The 15,884-nt window shown below is 72.0% G+C and carries 15 protein-coding genes; 7 read left to right on the top strand and 8 right to left on the bottom strand.

The window, feature by feature from the left end:
* Positions 1-143 precede the first annotated feature (143 nt).
* A complete protein-coding gene (soxR, locus tag ABD194_RS01815) occupies positions 144-575 on the top strand; it encodes a redox-sensitive transcriptional activator SoxR (RefSeq protein ID WP_343986610.1) in 432 nt (143 codons plus the stop codon).
* A gap of 110 nt (positions 576-685) precedes the next feature.
* Here the strand turns inward: soxR and ABD194_RS01810 are convergent, their stop codons facing one another.
* The 5 genes from ABD194_RS01810 to ABD194_RS01790 form a co-directional block, all read right to left on the bottom strand.
* Positions 686-2,812 (bottom strand): ABC transporter ATP-binding protein, encoded by a 2,127-nt coding sequence (locus ABD194_RS01810; RefSeq protein WP_343986608.1) that lies wholly within the window; start codon positions 2,810-2,812, stop codon positions 686-688.
* A complete protein-coding gene (locus ABD194_RS01805; protein ID WP_343986605.1) occupies positions 2,812-4,542 on the bottom strand; it encodes an ABC transporter ATP-binding protein in 1,731 nt (576 codons plus the stop codon). Before ABD194_RS01805 ends, ABD194_RS01810 begins: the two co-directional genes overlap by 1 nt.
* 85 nt (positions 4,543-4,627) lie before the next feature.
* Positions 4,628-5,416, bottom strand: coding sequence for a TetR/AcrR family transcriptional regulator (locus tag ABD194_RS01800; protein ID WP_343986602.1), 789 nt, complete (start codon positions 5,414-5,416; stop codon positions 4,628-4,630).
* Between the two features lie 181 nt (positions 5,417-5,597).
* Complete coding sequence (locus tag ABD194_RS01795) at positions 5,598-7,223, bottom strand: DUF7059 domain-containing protein (RefSeq protein WP_343988167.1); 1,626 nt, start codon at positions 7,221-7,223, stop codon at positions 5,598-5,600.
* The gene (locus ABD194_RS01790) at positions 7,220-7,597 is read right to left on the bottom strand and encodes an anti-sigma factor antagonist (RefSeq protein WP_343986599.1); all 378 of its coding nucleotides are present in this window, start codon (positions 7,595-7,597) and stop codon (positions 7,220-7,222) included. The genes ABD194_RS01795 and ABD194_RS01790 overlap by 4 nt, the downstream gene beginning before the upstream one ends.
* Before the next feature lie 178 nt (positions 7,598-7,775).
* Here ABD194_RS01790 and ABD194_RS01785 point away from each other — a divergent pair, with 178 nt between their 5' ends.
* The 6 genes from ABD194_RS01785 (at position 7,776) to ABD194_RS01760 (ending at position 14,825) form a co-directional block, all read left to right on the top strand.
* A complete protein-coding gene (locus ABD194_RS01785) occupies positions 7,776-10,091 on the top strand; it encodes a DEAD/DEAH box helicase (RefSeq protein WP_343986596.1) in 2,316 nt (771 codons plus the stop codon).
* Between the two features lie 239 nt (positions 10,092-10,330).
* On the top strand, positions 10,331-11,365 hold the full coding sequence (locus ABD194_RS01780; RefSeq protein WP_343986593.1) for a sulfate ABC transporter substrate-binding protein: 1,035 nt from the start codon (positions 10,331-10,333) through the stop codon (positions 11,363-11,365).
* Between the two features lie 55 nt (positions 11,366-11,420).
* Positions 11,421-12,383: a sulfate ABC transporter permease subunit CysT gene (gene cysT / locus ABD194_RS01775; protein ID WP_343986590.1), complete on the top strand. Its 963-nt coding sequence runs from the start codon at positions 11,421-11,423 to the stop codon at positions 12,381-12,383.
* Positions 12,380-13,186 (top strand): sulfate ABC transporter permease subunit CysW, encoded by an 807-nt coding sequence (cysW, locus tag ABD194_RS01770; protein WP_343986588.1) that lies wholly within the window; start codon positions 12,380-12,382, stop codon positions 13,184-13,186. Before cysT ends, cysW begins: the two co-directional genes overlap by 4 nt.
* Positions 13,183-14,190 (top strand): sulfate/molybdate ABC transporter ATP-binding protein, encoded by a 1,008-nt coding sequence (locus ABD194_RS01765; RefSeq protein ID WP_343986586.1) that lies wholly within the window; start codon positions 13,183-13,185, stop codon positions 14,188-14,190. The genes cysW and ABD194_RS01765 overlap by 4 nt, the downstream gene beginning before the upstream one ends.
* Positions 14,191-14,360: 170 nt before the next feature.
* Positions 14,361-14,825, top strand: coding sequence for an RrF2 family transcriptional regulator (locus ABD194_RS01760; protein WP_343986584.1), 465 nt, complete (start codon positions 14,361-14,363; stop codon positions 14,823-14,825).
* A gap of 5 nt (positions 14,826-14,830) precedes the next feature.
* On the opposite strand, the gene ABD194_RS01755 is transcribed toward ABD194_RS01760, so the two are convergent.
* Genes ABD194_RS01755 through ABD194_RS01745 form a run of 3 tightly spaced genes read right to left on the bottom strand, consistent with a single transcriptional unit; the run spans position 14,831 to position 15,755 of the window.
* Positions 14,831-15,208: an Rv3654c family TadE-like protein gene (locus ABD194_RS01755; protein ID WP_343986582.1), complete on the bottom strand. Its 378-nt coding sequence runs from the start codon at positions 15,206-15,208 to the stop codon at positions 14,831-14,833.
* Positions 15,205-15,528 carry a TadE family type IV pilus minor pilin gene (locus ABD194_RS01750; RefSeq protein ID WP_343986580.1) on the bottom strand — a complete coding sequence of 108 codons (324 nt, stop codon included), beginning with the start codon at positions 15,526-15,528 and terminating at the stop codon, positions 15,205-15,207. The genes ABD194_RS01755 and ABD194_RS01750 overlap by 4 nt, the downstream gene beginning before the upstream one ends.
* A gap of 41 nt (positions 15,529-15,569) precedes the next feature.
* Positions 15,570-15,755 (bottom strand): DUF4244 domain-containing protein, encoded by a 186-nt coding sequence (locus ABD194_RS01745; protein WP_343986577.1) that lies wholly within the window; start codon positions 15,753-15,755, stop codon positions 15,570-15,572.
* Positions 15,756-15,884: the final 129 nt, after the last annotated feature.

Raw genomic sequence — 15,884 nt, 5'->3', positions numbered from 1 at the left:
AGGGTGTGCGACGTGAGCCAGTGGCCCTCGACGACGCCCCGGTGGACCGGGCGCGAGCCGTCGTCGTCACCGGTGTCCTGGCCACGAGCGGGCCGCGCGTCCACGAGCACGTCCGGTGAGCGGCCGGGGCCGGGACGGCACCGATGTCGGTGCTGAGCATCGGGCAGGTCGCGGAGCGATCCGGTGTCGCGCCCTCGGCCCTGCGCTACTGGGAGGAGCTCGGCCTCGTCAGCTCGATCCGCACGGCGGGCAACCAGCGGCGCTACGAGCGGGCCACGATCCGCCGCATCGCCTTCATCCGCGCGGCCCAGCGAGTCGGCCTGACCCTCGACGAGATCGGCACCGCGCTGGCGGGGCTGCCCGAGGGGCGCACGCCCACGGCGCGAGACTGGGCCCGGCTGTCCCTCGCCTGGCGTGGCCGGCTCGACGAGCAGATCGGGCGCCTGGAGCGGCTTCGCGACCAGCTCGACTCCTGCATCGGATGCGGCTGCCTGAGCCTGAGCGCCTGCGCCCTCAACAACCCCGACGACCTCCTCGCCGAGCGCGGGCCGGGTGCGGTCCTGCTCGAGCCCTGACCGCTGCACGGGGTGGACCGGCCGGAACGAACCGTCCTTCGTGCCCTCAGGCGCGGAGATGCGGGTTCGTTCCGGCCGGTTGTCCCAGCAGGCCCAGACGGGTCGCTCGCTCAGTCGGCTGCGGTGCCGTCCGAGGTGACCGCGTTGTCGGGCGCCGGGACGCCCGGTCCGCCGGTCGGTCCCGGCGCTGCCGCCCCGACCCCTGCCAGCTCGGGTATGCCGTCCGCCCCGGCGGGTGCCCCTGCCCCCTCGTCGAGGTCGGCTGCGGCACCTGCGAACTGGGCGGCATACAACGTGGCGTAGGCGCCGCCGGCGGCGAGCAGCTCGGCGTGCGAGCCCTTCTCGACGATGCGGCCCTCCTCCATCACGAGGATGAGGTCGGCGTCGCGGATCGTCGAGAGGCGGTGCGCGATGACGAAGCTCGTGCGGTCGGAGCGCAGTGCGGCCATGGCCTTCTGCACGAGCAGCTCGGTGCGGGTGTCGACCGAGCTCGTCGCCTCGTCGAGGATGAGCAGCGCGGGGTCGGAGAGGAACGCGCGGGCGATCGTCACGAGCTGCTTCTCGCCGGCCGAGATGTTGGAAGCCTCGTCGTCGAGCACCGTGTCGTAGCCGTCGGGCAGCGAGTGCACGAAGCGGTCGACGAACGTGGCCCGCGCAGCCGCGACGACCTCCTCGTCGGTGGCACCGGGGCGGCCGTAGCCGATGTTGTCGCGGATCGTGCCGCCGAAGAGCCACGTGTCCTGCAGCACCATGCCGATGCGCGAGCGCAGGTCGTGGCGCGTCAGGTCACGGATGTCGACGCCGTCGAGCGTGATCCGGCCGCCGTCGAGCTCGTAGAACCGCATGATGAGGTTGACCAGCGTCGTCTTCCCGGCCCCGGTGGGGCCGACGATGGCCACGGTCTGGCCCGGTCGCACCGACAGGTCGAGGTCCTCGATGAGGGGCTTGTCCGGCGTGTAGGAGAACGACACCTCCTCGAACGCGACGGCCCCGTGCGGGTCCTCGATGCGCGCCGGCGAGACGGCGTCGGGCTCCTGCTCGTCGGCGTCGAGCACCTCGAAGACACGCTCGGCCGAGGCGACCCCGGACTGCAGCACGTTCGCCATCGAGGCGACCTGGGTCAGCGGCTGGGTGAACTGGCGGGAGTACTGGATGAACGCCTGCACGTCACCGAGGGTCATCGTGCCGGACGTGACGCGCAGGCCACCGACGACGGCGATCACCACGTAGTTGAGGTTCCCGACGAACATCATGACCGGCATGATGATGCCGCTGATGAACTGCGCCCCGAACGAGGCTCCGAAGAGCTCGTCGTTCTTGCGCTTGAAGTCGGCCTCGGTCTCCTTCTGCCGGCCGTAGACCTTGACGAGGCCGTGCCCGGTGAAGGTCTCCTCGACGATGCCGTTGAGCTCGCCGGTGTTGCGCCACTGCTGGACGAACAGCTTCTGCGAGCGCTTGGCGATCAGGCCCGTGACGACGACCGAGATCGGGATCGTGACCAGGGCGATGAGGGCCAGCACCCACGAGATCCAGAACATCATCGCGAGGACCGCGACGACCGTCAGCAGCGAGTTGAGCAGCTGCGACAGCGTCTGCTGCAGGGACTGGTTGACGTTGTCGATGTCGTTGGTGACGCGGCTCAGCACCTCGCCGCGCGGCTGCTTGTCGAAGTAGGGCAGCGGCAGGCGGTTGAGCTTGGCCTCGACCTCCTGGCGCAGGTCGAACATCGTGCGCTGGAGCACGCCCTGCAGGATCCAGCCCTGGGCCCACATGAGCAGCGACGCGACGACGAAGAGGGAGATGACGAGCAGGAGCACCTGACCCAGCGCCTCGAAGTCGATGCCCTGGCCGGGGATGAAGTCGACGTTGCCCAGCAGGTCGGCATACGTCGTCCTGCCCTGCTGGCGCAGGGCGTCGATGACCTGCTGCTTGGTCGTGCCGGGCGGCGCCTTGATGGTGCGCCCGACGACGCCGGCGAAGATGAGGTCGGTGGCCCGGCCGAGGACCTTCGGGCCTATCGAGCTCAGGGTGACGCTCACGACCGCCAGCACCAGCACGACCCCGACCTTGACCCGGTGCGGCCGCAGCCGGCCGAGCAGCCGCTTGGCCGACGGCCCGAAGTTGAGCGACTTCTCGGTCGGCTGGCCGATCGCCATGTGCGGCGGGCCACCCCGGCGTGCCGGTCCCCGCCGGCTCTCGGCGGCCTTCTCCTCGGCCGTCTTGACTCCCTCGGCCATCAGGCCGCCTCCTCCGCGCTGCGCTGCGACTCGACGATCTCCCGGTAGGTCTCGCAGGAGTCGACGAGCTGGTCATGGGTGCCCTGGCCGACGATGCGGCCGTCCTCGAGCACGAGGATGTTGTCGGCGTCGACGATCGTCGAGACGCGCTGGGCGACGATGACGACCGTGCTCCGCGAGGTGGCCGGCCGCAGGGCCCGGCGCAGCCGGGCGTCGGTCGACAGGTCGAGCGCGGAGAACGAGTCGTCGAACAGGTAGATGTCGGGCCGCTTCACGACGGCGCGCGCGATGGCGAGCCGCTGGCGCTGGCCGCCGGAGACGTTCGTGCCGCCCTGCGCGATGGCCGCCTCCAGGCCGCCCATCGCCGAGACGAAGTCCAAGGCCTGGGCGATCCGCAGGGCGTCCCACAGCTCCTCGTCGGTGGCGTCCGGGTTGCCGTAGCGCAGGTTGCTCGCCACGGTGCCGCTGAAGAGGTAGGGCTTCTGCGGGACGAGGCCGATCTTGCTCCAGAGCTCGTCGAGCTCGAGGTCGCGCACGTCGACGCCGCCGATCCGCACCTTGCCCTTCGAGGCGTCGAAGAGGCGCGGCACGAGGCCGAGCAGGGTGGTCTTGCCGGCGCCGGTGGAGCCGATGATCGCCGTCGTGCGCCCCGGCTCGGCGCGGAAGCTGACGTCGTGCAGCACGGCCGCCTCGGCTCCCGGGTAGTGGAAGTCCACCCCCACCAGGTCCAGCCCGGCCGACCCGGACGGCAGCCGCAGCGGCTGCACCGACTCGACGACCGACGAGTCGGTGTCGAGCACCTGCTGGATGCGGGTGGCCGACACCGAGGCGCGCGGGATCATCGTGGCCATGAACGTGGCCATCATGACCGCCATGAGGATCTGCACCAGGTAGGACAGGAACGCCGTCAGCTCGCCGATCTGCATGTCACCGGACTCGATCCGCTTGGCGCCGAACCACATGACGGCGACGGTCGAGACGTTGAAGATGAACATCACGATCGGGAAGACCAGCGCCATCAGGCGCCCGACGTGCAGGCCGGCGTCGGTGAGCCGGCCGTTGGCCTCGGCGAACCGGGCCTCCTCGTGGGCCTCGCGCACGAACGCCCGCACGACGCGGATGCCGGTGATCTGTTCGCGCATGACGCGGTTGACGCCGTCGAGCGAGGTCTGCATGCGCCCGAACCAGGGCAGCATGCGGGAGACGACGAGGCCGACGAAGAGGCCGAGGAGCGGCACGGCGACGGCGACGAGCCAGGAGAGGCCGACGTCCTCGCGCAGCGCCATGATGATGCCGCCGACCATCATGATCGGCGTGGTCACCAGCAGGGCGAAGCCCATGAAGACGACCATCTGCACCTGGGTCACGTCGTTGGTGTTGCGGGAGATGAGCGTCGGGGCGCCGAAGCGCGTCACCTCCTGGGCCGAGAACTCGACGACCTTGCCGAAGACGCTGCCGCGGACGTCGCGCCCCATCCCCATGGCGACCTTCGCCGCGAGGTAGGTGGCGCTCACGGAGGCGGCGATCTGCACGAGGCTGACGGCGAGCATGAGGCCGCCGTGGCTGATGATGAAGGCGGTGTCGCCCGTGGCCACGCCCTGGTCGATGATCTCGCCGTTGAGGCTCGGCAGGTAGAGCGAGGACATCGTGCTGACCAGCTGCGCCAGCACGATGAGCACGATCTGGCCCCGGTAGGGGTGCAGGTGACTGCGGAGGAGCCGGATCAGCATGAGGGTGCCTTTCGGAGCATGGGGTGCGGGCGGTGGTCGCTCGGCAACGCTAGGGACTCACGTGGGGTGAGGGTCAACCGGTTTGTCACGGTCGCGCCTCCCACTCGTCGGTCAGGTGGCGCGGGTCGCCGCCGAGCTGGGCGTGGAGCGCGGCGATCGACAGGTCGCCCTCCTGCGCGCCGGCGGGATCGCGGCGCACGAGCCCGAACAGGACGGTGTCGACGATCTCCTCCGGGGTCAGCACGTTGCCGTCGGCGATGCCGGGGTGGCTGCCGGAGAACGTCAGGAGCCGGATGCGGTGGATGACGTCGGTGCCGGGCACGACGAGGCAGTCCTCGTCGTGGATGAGCAGGTCGTGGATGGCCTCGAGCAGCGGCTGGTGCGCCGCCTGGTGCTCCTCGTGGTCGGCGTGCCCACGCAGGTGACGCCCCGCCTCGTAGCAGGCCTCGTGCAACCCGCGGTTGGGCGGCTGGGTGAGTCCCAGGGCGCCCATCAGGCCGAAGACCTCGGTGAAGCGCAGCTGCATGATGCGGGTGAAGTCGACGAGCCGCTCACGCAGCGACCCCTCGGGGTCGATGGCCGCGATGCGCCGCCGCACGGGGGCCGGGCAGAAGGCGGCCTGGACGGCCTCCTTCTCGAGGACCTCCTTGGTGGGGAAGGCCCGGAAGATGGTGCCCTCGGCGACACCGGCCTCCTGCGCGATCTCGCTCGTGGTCGGGTTGCGTCCCTCGCGGTGGGCAAGCCGGAGGAAGACGTCGACGAGGGCGTCGCGCCGCTCGTCGGGGTCCATCGGGGCGGCACGCCGCTGGGTGGTCCGCGGCATGGTCTGCGGCGTGGTCTGCGGCGCCGTCGCTCTGTCCAGGTGGGTGGGCACCGGTCCATTCTGAATGAGTGAGCACTCACTCACAAGCGTTTTCGTGGATCGCGCGGCTCCCGGACCGATACGTCAGACGGATCGCGGTCGGGGCGTCAGGTACGTGGTGGGAGTGGAACGGGGACGGCGTCGGGCTCACGGGTCTCGAACGGATGACGTTGGGGTTCGCGGGGAGGTCGCGTCAGACGAGGAGGCCGTCGGCGACGAGGTCGCGGACCTGCGGGACGAGCTCGGCACGCACCCCCGCCGCGTCGAGGCCGAGCACCGTCGCGATCGCGTCGAGGGCCGCTGCCGCCGTCAGCTCGCCGTCGGCGACGCCGAGGTATGCCGCCAGCAGCGTCCCGGCCCGCACCACCCGTCCCAGCCCACCGCCCTGGCGGACGAGGATGACGCTCGGGTCCTCCGCGCCCGGCAGGCCGTGGCGTTCCTCGGTGACGTCGAGCGCACACGACCACGCCACGTCGAGGACCTCGTCGTCGGAGTGCTCGGCGAGCCAGGTCCGTGCCCGCAGCCCTGCGTCGACCGCCGGGCCCATGGGCGCGGCGACGGGGCCGTACGCCTCGTCGAGCGAGCGCCAGGGGGCGCGGTCGGTCGCCGGGCGCTGGAGGGTCACGATGCCGAACCCGACCCGCTCGACGTCGCGGGCGGCGAAGTCGCGCAGCCACGCGGCATACATCCTCGAGTGGGCCTCGCTGCCCGGCTGCGCCCCGCCGTCACGGGCCCACAGCTCGGCGTACTCGGCGGGGTCCTGCGACTCGCGCTGGACGACCCAGGCGTCGAGCGGCACGCCCTCGCGGGCCTGCTCGTCGAGCCACTCGCCCCAGACGTCGCGCCACGTGCGTCCGGTCGGGACCTCCCAGTTGCCGAGGAACTGGGCGATGCCGCCGGGCTCGAGGACCGTGCCGACCTGGCGCACGAGCGAGCGGACGAGGGTGTCGCCGGCGCGACCGCCGTCGCGGTACTCGTAGAGCGTCAGGTCCTCGTCACGCGGGGTGATGACGAACGGCGGGTTGCTGACCACGAGCGGGAACTGCTGCCCCGTCACGGGCTCGAGCAGGTCGCCGCGGAGCAGCTCGACCGGCGGGACGGCACCCGGCTCCTCCGAGGCGGCCAGCGCGAGGTTGAAGGCGGCATACGCAAGAGCTCGCCGGGAGATGTCGGTGGTGACGATCGAGCGGGCGTGTCCCGTCAGGTGCAGCGCCTGCACGCCGCAGCCCGTGCCGAGGTCGAGCGCCCGCGCGACGGGCCGGCGGACCGTCCACGACGCGAGGGTGGTGGAGGCCCCGCCGATGCCGAGCACGTGGTCGGCCCGCAGCGGACCGCCGAGGGCCACCTCCGACAGATCCGAGGCGACCCACCAGTCGTGCGCGTCGTCGCCGTAGGGCCGCAGGTCGCACGTGGCGACGACCTGGCGGTCGGCGACGGCCGCGCTCGCGCCGTCGGATCCCCCGGCTGGGCCGAAATCGGGCGGGCCGAAACCGGCCCGGCCACCCTCGAGGCGGACCAGGCCGAGGGCGACGGCGCCCTCGACGCCGAGCGTCGGCAGCGCGGAGGCGAGCGCAGCGGCCCGCACGCGGCGGCCGAGGGTGAAGAGGCGGATGAGGACACCGCACGCGTCGTCGGCCGGCGTGGCGGACGCCTCGGCCTCCGTCGCGAGCAGCGCCGGGAGCGGCTGCTCGCGGTGCAGCGCCGCCGAGGCCACCCACCCCAACCGCTCGGCGACGCCGTCGACGGTGAAGCGGGCCGCCGCGAGGTCCGCGCGCAGCAGCGCGAGGAGTCGCTCGTCGACGACGGGCGTGTCGCTCAGGACCCCTCGCCCGCGCCGTTCGACCCGGCCCCGGCGCGGCCGGCGGCGAGCGCCGCCTCGAGGTCCGGGTGGATCTCGAACACCTTGTCGAGGCCGGTGATCGCGAAGACCTTGAGCACCCGGTCGTCCCTGCCGACCAGGCGCATGGAGCCACCGCGGGTGCGGGTCAGCTTGAGCCGGCCCACCAGGACCCCGAGGCCGGTGGAGTCGAGGAAGGTGACGTCGGTGAGGTCGACGACGAGGTTGGTGCGCCCGGCCTGGATCTGCTCGTCCAGCTTCTCGCGCACGACCGGCGCGGTGTAGACGTCGATCTCACCGCCGAGGTGCACCACGGTCTGCTCGCCATGGTCGGCTCGGGTGATCGAGAGATCCACCTGTGCCCCTTCCTGTGCCCACACTGGCTAGATGGTTTCCGGTGCGAGGTGGCTTCGGACCGGTCCGGGAGTCTCCCCCCCGAACTCCCTGACGACGATTCCACCTGCGTTGCTGACTACGGAGTAACATGCCCCCGCTCGACGGCAACCGTACCCCGACGGCATACGGTTGCTCCACATGAACGGGGAGTCCACGCCGATGCGAACCGTGCCGGAGGACCTGCTCCGCACGCTCGTCGGCGACCATCCCGAACGTCTCGTGCACGTCCACGAGGTGCCTGCCCGCGCGGCCGTCCACGCCGACTGGCCCGAGTGGGTCGACCCCACGCTGCTCGGCGCCCTGCTCGCATCGGGGATCGAGGCGCCATGGTCGCACCAGGTCGAGGTCGCGGAGGCCGCGCACGCCGGTCGGCACGTCGTCGTGAGCACCGGCACCGCCTCGGGCAAGAGCCTCGGCTACCACCTGCCGATCCTCACCGACCTGACCGCGGGGGCCGGCGCGCCGAACGGCCGCGGCGCCACCGCGCTCTACCTCTCCCCCACCAAGGCGCTCGCCGCCGACCAGCTGAGCCGGATCGACCGGCTGGCGCTGCCTGCCGTGCGGCCGGCCACCTACGACGGGGACACCCCGAACGACGAGCGGCGCTGGATCCGCGACCACGCCAACCTCGTGCTCACCAATCCCGACCTGCTCCACCACTCCCTGCTGCCCGGGCACGAGCGGTGGAGCTCGTTCCTGCGGGCGCTGCGCTACGTCGTCGTCGACGAGTGCCACGTCTACAAGGGGGTCTTCGGCGCCCACATGGCCGCGGTGCTGCGTCGGCTGCGCCGGGTCGCCGCGCGCTACCGCGCCGAGCCGACCTTCGTCTTCGCGTCCGCCACCGTGGCCGACCCGGAGGAGCACGCCTCGCGGCTCCTCGGCATGCCGGTGACGCCGGTGACCAGCGACGGATCACCTCGCGCGCCCATGACCTTCGCCCTCTGGGAGCCCCCGCTGCTCGTCGACGAGACCGGGCAGCCGCAGCGGGTCAGCACCATCACCGAGACGGGTGAGCTGCTGGCCGGGTGCGTGCGCGAGCAGGTGCAGACGGTGGCCTTCGCCCGCTCGCGCGCCGGTGTCGAGGTCGTCGCGCGCATCGCCAAGGAACGGGTGCCGGTGACCGAGGAGGGGCGCGTGGCCGCGTACCGCGGCGGCTTCCTGCCCGAGGAGCGGCGCGAGCTCGAGCGGTCCCTGCGGTCCAAGGAGCTGCTTGGGCTGGCGGCGACGAACGCGCTCGAGCTGGGTGTCGACGTCAGCGGCCTCGACGCCGTGCTCCTCGCCGGGTGGCCAGGCACGCTCTCGTCGCTGTGGCAGCAGGCGGGCCGCGCCGGCCGGTCCGGGGCGCGCTCGCTGGCGGTGCTCGTGGCCGCCGACGACCCGCTCGACACCTTCGTCGTGCACCACCCCGAGGCGATCTTCGGCCGCGGGATCGAGGCGACGGTCATCGACCCCGAGAACCCCCACGTGCTCGCGCCGCACCTGGCCGCGGCCGCCGCCGAGCTGCCCATGACCGAGGCCGACGTGGCGATCTTCGGGGCCCAGACACGCGGCCTCCTCGACGCGCTCGTGGCCCGGGGCATCCTCAAGAAGCGGCCCCGCGGCTGGTTCTGGGGGCGCGAGGACCGGCCCGCCGACCACCTGTCGCTGCGCGGCGCCGGCGAGCCGGTGCGGATCATCGAGACGCGCACCGGCCGCGTCGTCGGCACGGTCGACGACGCGGCGGCGCACTCGCAGGTGCACACCGGAGCCGTGCACCTGCACCAGGGGCAGACGTGGGTCGTGACCGAGCTCGACCTCGACGACCACGCCGCCTTCGCCGTCCGCGGCGACCCCGGGTGGACCACGCAGGCGCAGTCGGTCAGCGACTTCCAGATCGTGCACGAGGTCGAGCACGAGGACTGGGGGCCGCTGCGGTGCTCCTTCGGGCACGTGACGGTCCGTAACCAGGTCACCTCCTTCCTGCGCCGCCTGCCCGGCGGCGAGGTGCTCGGCGAGCACCCGCTCGACCTGCCGCCGCGGTCGCTGGCCACCAAGGCCGTCTGGTGGACGATGCCCGTCGAGGAGCTCGCGGCGGCCGGGGTGGCGGAGGACGGCATACCCGGGGCTGCCCACGCGGCCGAGCACGCGGCGATCGGGATGCTCCCGCTCTTCGCGACGGCGGACCGCTGGGACATCGGCGGGGTGTCGACGGCGCTGCACCCGGACACCGGCCTGCCGACGATCCTCATCTACGACGGGCACCCCGGCGGTGCCGGCTTCGCCGAGCGCGGCTATCGACGAGTTCGTCCATGGCTCAAGGCGACTCGGGACGCCATCGCGTCGTGCGAGTGCGCCACCGGTTGCCCCTCGTGCATCCAGTCGCCGAAGTGCGGCAACGGCAACGAGCCGCTCGACAAGGCCGGCGCCGTGGCGCTGCTGGACCTCACGCTGCGGTGCGCGGGCGCGGGCTGCTGACCGCCTGACCGGCTTGGGCCGCCCGGCTTGGGCCACCCGGCTTGGGCCGCCCGGCTCGGGTGGCCTCAGGCGGGACCAGAGTCTGAGACGAAACCGGGCTGCACTGGCGCGCCCGGACGCATTTCCTCAAACTCCCATATGGAAAGTAGGAAACGGTCCTACCCTTCCAGTAGGAAAGCAGCCGCTTCCCAGGGCCTGTCACTTCCATGCGCCCGCCCGTCCACGTCAGGAGCCTGTCGATGCGCCGTCCAGCTCTTCTTGTCGTCACCCTCGCCGTGACCGGGACACTCGGTCTGACCGCCTGCGGTGGCGGCGGGGCCAGCGACACAGTCGCCCAGCCCGGGTCCACCGCCGCCGCCGCCGCGACCAGCACGGTCAACCTCTACGCCTACTCGGTGCCGAAGGTCGCCTTCGACGTCCTCATCCCGGCCTTCCAGAAGACTCCCGCCGGGTCTGGCGTCCAGTTCCAGCAGAGCTACGGCGCGTCGGGCGACCAGAGCCGCAAGGTGGCGGCCGGCGCCGCGGCCGACTTCGTCAACTTCTCCGTCGAGCCCGATGTGACGCGCCTGGTCGACGCCGGCCTCGTCGATGCGAGCTGGAACGCCAACGAGCACAAGGGGATCCCGTTCGGATCGGTCGTGACCATGGTCGTCCGCAAGGGCAACCCCAAGGGGATCCACGACTGGGACGACCTGCTCAAGCCCGGTGTCGAGGTCGTCACCCCCAACCCGTTCTCGTCCGGCTCCGCCAAGTGGAACCTGCTCGCGCCGTATGCCGCCAAGAGCGACGGGGGCACGAACAAGTCCGCCGGCCTGGCCTACATCAAGTCCCTCGTCAGCCAGCACGTGAAGATCCAGCCGAAGTCCGGGCGCGAGGCCACGGAGGCCTTCCTCCAGGGCAGCGGCGACGTGCTCCTCGGCTACGAGAACGAGGCGCTCTTCATCGAGAAGAACGGCGACCCCGTCCAGCACGTCACCCCGCCGCAGACGTTCAAGATCGAGAACCCGGCCGCGGTGCTCAAGGGCAGCAAGAACGTGGCGAAAGCGAAGGCGTTCAACGAGTTCCTCTACACCGCGCCGGCCCAGAAGCTGCTCGCCGAGGCCGGTTTCCGGCCCGTCGACGCCACGGTCGCGGCTGCCTACGCCTCGAAGTTCCCGGCACCGCAGAAGCTCTGGACCATCGCCGACCTGGGCGGCTGGAAGGCCGTCGACGGCACGCTCTTCAAGAAGGACGTGGGTGACATCGCGGTCATCTACGACCAGGCCACCCAGTGAGCTCCGACAGGCTGCCGAGGCGGACCTCGAGACGGACCCGGAGACGGAGGCGACCATGACCGCACACACGCACGAGCACCGGCGCGCCGCGATGTCGACGTCTTTGGCGCCCGGTCCGCCGGCGCTGGAGGCTGCCGGCAACCCGGGCGCCACCCCTTCGGACCCCTCGACCTCCCCGACGAGTGCCGGGCGGGACGTCCCACCGACGCCCAGCTCACGCAGGCGCCTCGGCCTCGCCCGGCCACTCGGCGTCGGGGTGGTCACGTTGTGGCTCAGCATCATCGTCCTGCTGCCGCTCGCGGCGCTCACGGTGGCCGCCTTCGACGACGGCCTGTCCGGCTTCTGGCGGGCGATCACCTCGCCCGCCGCCCTGGCCGCGCTGACGGTCACCGTGCTGGTGTCGGCCGTGGTCGGCCTCGTCAACGCCGTGCTGGGCACCCTGGTCGCCTGGGTGCTCGTGCGGGACGACTTCCGCGGCAAGCGGGTCGTCAACGCCCTCATCGACCTGCCGTTCGCCCTGCCGACCATCGTCGCGAGCATCGTGCTGCTTTCGCTGTACGGCCCCAACAGCCCCATCGGCGTGCACCTCAACGCGACCCGACCGGGGCTGGTGGTCGCGCTGCTCTTCGTCACCCTGCCCTTCGTGGTCCGATCGGTGCAGCCGGTCCTCATCGAGACCGACCGGGAGGTCGAGGAGGCCGCCGCGTCCCTCGGCGCATCCGGGTGGACGACGTTCCGTCGCATCGTGCTGCCGGCGCTGGCTCCCGCCATCATCAGCGGCGCCGGGCTGGCGTTCGCCCGCGCGATCGGTGAGTACGGCTCAGTGGTGCTGATCGGCGGGAACATCCCGCACGAGACGCAGGTGGCCTCGCAGTACATCCAGCAGCAGATCGAGGTGGACCGTCCGCAGGCCGCGGCTGCCGTCTCGGTGGCGCTGCTCGCGATCGCGTTCGTGACACTGCTCGTGCTGCGCGCCGTGTCGAGCCGGAGCCGGCGACGTGAGGAGGGTGACTCATGAAGGTCTCCCGCGCGACGCAGCTCTCGCTGCGCACGGTCGCCCTCGGCTACCTCTTCGCCCTCGTCGGCATCCCGATCGCCGTCATCCTGTGGCGCACGTTCTCGCCCGGTCTGACGGAGTTCCTCGCCTCGGTCTCGACGCCGGCGGCCCGGTCGGCCCTGAACCTCTCTCTGCTGATCGTGGCGGTCACGGTCCCGGTCAACGTCGTCTTCGGCGTTGCCACGGCGCTCGCGCTCGTGCGAGGACGGTTCCGCGGGCGCGGGCTCCTCCAGGCCGTCGTCGACCTCCCCTTCGCGGTGTCACCCATCGTCGTCGGCGTCGCGCTCATCATGCTGTGGGGCTCGGCCGGCTGGTTCGGCGCCCTCGACCGGGCCGGCTTCACGGTCATCTTCGGACTACCCGGCATGGTCATCGCCACGATCTTCGTGACCCTGCCGTTCGTCGTCCGTGAGGTGGAGCCGGTGCTCCACGAGATCGGCCTGGACCAGGAGCAGGCGGCCTCGACGCTGGGCGCCAGCGGCTGGCAGACCTTCTGGCGCATCACGCTCCCGGCCATCCGCTGGGGCCTAACCTACGGCGTGGTGCTCACGGTGGCCCGGGCGCTCGGGGAGTTCGGCGCGGTGATCATGGTGTCCTCCGGCTTCGCCGGGGTCTCCCAGACGCTGACCCTGCTGGTGCACTCCCGCTACATCGACGACCACAACACCTACGGCGCGTACGCCGCCGCGACCCTCTTGATGGGCATCGCCCTCGTCGTGCTGCTGCTCATGACCGTGCTCGACCGCAAGAGGAGTGACCGATGATCACCGTGACCAACGCTCGCAAGAGGTACGGCTCCTTCGCGGCGCTGGACGACGTCAGCCTCGACATCCCCAAGGGATCGCTGACGGCACTGCTCGGGCCCAGCGGCTCGGGCAAGTCCACCCTGCTGCGCTCCATCGCCGGGCTCGAGGCGCTCGACTCGGGATCGGTGACGATCCAGGGCCGCGACGTCACCGAGGAGCCGCCCCAGCGACGCGGCATCGGGTTCGTCTTCCAGCACTACGCGGCGTTCAAGCACATGACGGTGCGCGACAACGTGGCGTTCGGCCTCTCGATCCGCAGGCGACCCAAGGCCGAGATCGACAAGAAGGTCGGCGAGCTGCTCGAGATCGTCGGTCTCGAGGGCTTCCGCCACCGCTACCCGGCGCAGCTCTCGGGTGGCCAGCGTCAGCGCATGGCCCTGGCCCGCGCCCTCGCCGTGGACCCGCAGGTGCTGCTGCTCGACGAGCCGTTCGGTGCCCTCGACGCGAAGGTGCGCACCGACCTGCGGCAGTGGCTGCGTCGCCTCCACGACGAGGTGCACGTGACGACCGTTCTCGTGACCCACGACCAGGAGGAGGCGCTCGACGTCGCCGACCGCATCGCGGTGCTCAACAAGGGCCGCATCGAGCAGGTGGGCGATCCAGTGGCGCTCTACGAGCGACCCTCCAACGACTTCGTCATGGGCTTCCTGGGCTCGGTGGCGCGGCTCGGGGACCAGCTCGTGCGGCCCCACGACATCGTGCTCGAGCGCGACCGGGTGGCGGCCCTGGCCCTCGACGCCGAGGTTGCGGGCTCGCCCGGGGTCGTGCCCGCCGTGGTGGAGCGGGTCGTGCCGCTCGGTTTCGAGGTCCGCGTCGAGCTGCGGACCGACACGGGCGAGCGCTTCGCGGCCCAGGTCTCACGGCACGACGCCGCCCGGCTGCAGCTGCAGCGCGGCGAGACCGTGCAGGCCCGCGCGATCGGACGGTCGAGCGTCGTCGACGTCGAGCCGGTCGCCATCTGATCGTCCCGGGCAGTGCTGTCCCCCGGCACTGCCCGGGACTACTCGTCCGGTGAGATTCCTGGACCCGTACCGCTCTTGAGAACAGCCGTGCGCGGGCTGGCGGGTGCGCGGGACCCGCGGCGCGGTGGGGTCGCGTCGGCCGGAGCGCGCTCGTGCGGCAGACTGCGAGGGTGGACATCTCGGCGCGGGTCGACTACGCAGTCAGGGCCATGCTCATCCTTGCCGAGGCCGCGGCGGAGGGGTCGGGACCGATCAGCATCGACGCCCTCGCCACCCGACAGGACCTTCCCCGCAAGTTCCTCGAGGCGATCTTCGCCGACCTGCGCCGCGCCGACCTGGTCGTGAGCCGTCGGGGGTCGCAGGGCGGCTACGTGCTGGGGCGGCCGAGCAAGGACATCAGCGTGGCGGACGTCTTCCGGGCCGTCGACGGACCGCTCGCCGAGGTCCGGGGCCTGCGGCCGCACGAGACGGAGTACCAGGGGGTGGCGGCCCATCTGCCGAGCCTCTGGGTCGCGGTGCGCGCGAGCCTGAGAGAGGTGCTGGACGACACGTCGCTGGACGACCTGCGGACCGGCGACCTGCCGGACCGGGTGCGCGAGCTGTTGGCCGCTCCGGACGCCTGGCGCAACCGCTGACCTGGCTAGCGTCGGGGGCCCGCTCGTCCGCGCGCCACGGCCGGTTCGGGCCACAGGGCCGCGCGCACCGTGACTCGCAGGTCGAGATCCTCGCCCGTGACCGTGCACCCTTGCGGGGCAGCGCCGTTCGTGTGGGCCACCTGCTGGGCGACGCCGCAGGCCTGAACCGGCGAGAGGCCGTCCTGGATCGCGGACGCACCGGCGAGCGAGCCGAGGTCGGCTGCGAGCCGGGCATGATGACTGGCCACCACCGCCGAGACGAGGACCAGGCCTCCGGCCGTCAGCGCCAGCACCACCGCGACCACCGACACCAGCAGCACCGTCGCCGCACCACGGTCGTCCCGGCGGGTCACCTCCTGGGCCGTGGCGGTGCGCCGCCTCATGACGTCGACTCGACGGGCGTGACCGCCGTCGCGCTGAGCTCCCAGCCGGGCAGGGCGCCCCACCCGCCGGTCCGGACCGAGACGGTCACGCGAACTCCTTGGACTCCGGCGTCGACCTGCACGCGAGCGCCGTCAGGGGCAGCGCGGGCGGCGAGGGTCCTGACGGTGTCCGAGTCGTCCCCCCGCGCCGCGGACCGGCTCGCGATGCGCGCGGCGTCGACGCACCTGATCTGGTCGATGCCGGCCTTGACGGCGACGAGGCACATGGCCAGGACGAGGACGACGGACGGGATGGCGACGGCGAGCTCGGCCGTCACCATCCCGCGGTCCCGTCGCCTGCGGGACCGGCTCCGGTCGCTCCTCACCCCGCGATTCCCAGGGCGCTCTGGACGATGCCGGCGAGGGCGCTCTTCACGGCATCGGACTTGACCACGCCGAGCAGCACGAGCGCGAACGTGCACGCGGCCATGATGCCGACGGCATACTCCGCGGTCGTCATGCCGGTGTCACGCCGGCGGGCGAGGCGCCGGATCAGTCTGTGGGTCATGGGTTCTCCTTCTCTTGGTCCGGACGGGTGCCCGGGACGTGTGGGGTGCTGCCGACGGCCACCACCAAGGGGCGGCGGGACGCGACGGATGCACTAGGCGGCGGGACGGGACGGGGCAGCGGGGGACGA

Origin of the sequence: Terrabacter terrae (genome assembly GCF_039529575.1) — a bacterium.
Lineage (GTDB): Bacteria > Actinomycetota > Actinomycetes > Actinomycetales > Dermatophilaceae > Terrabacter > Terrabacter terrae.
The sequence above is the reverse complement of the archived record's forward strand: the minus strand, read 5'-3'. Positions and strand labels throughout refer to the sequence as shown.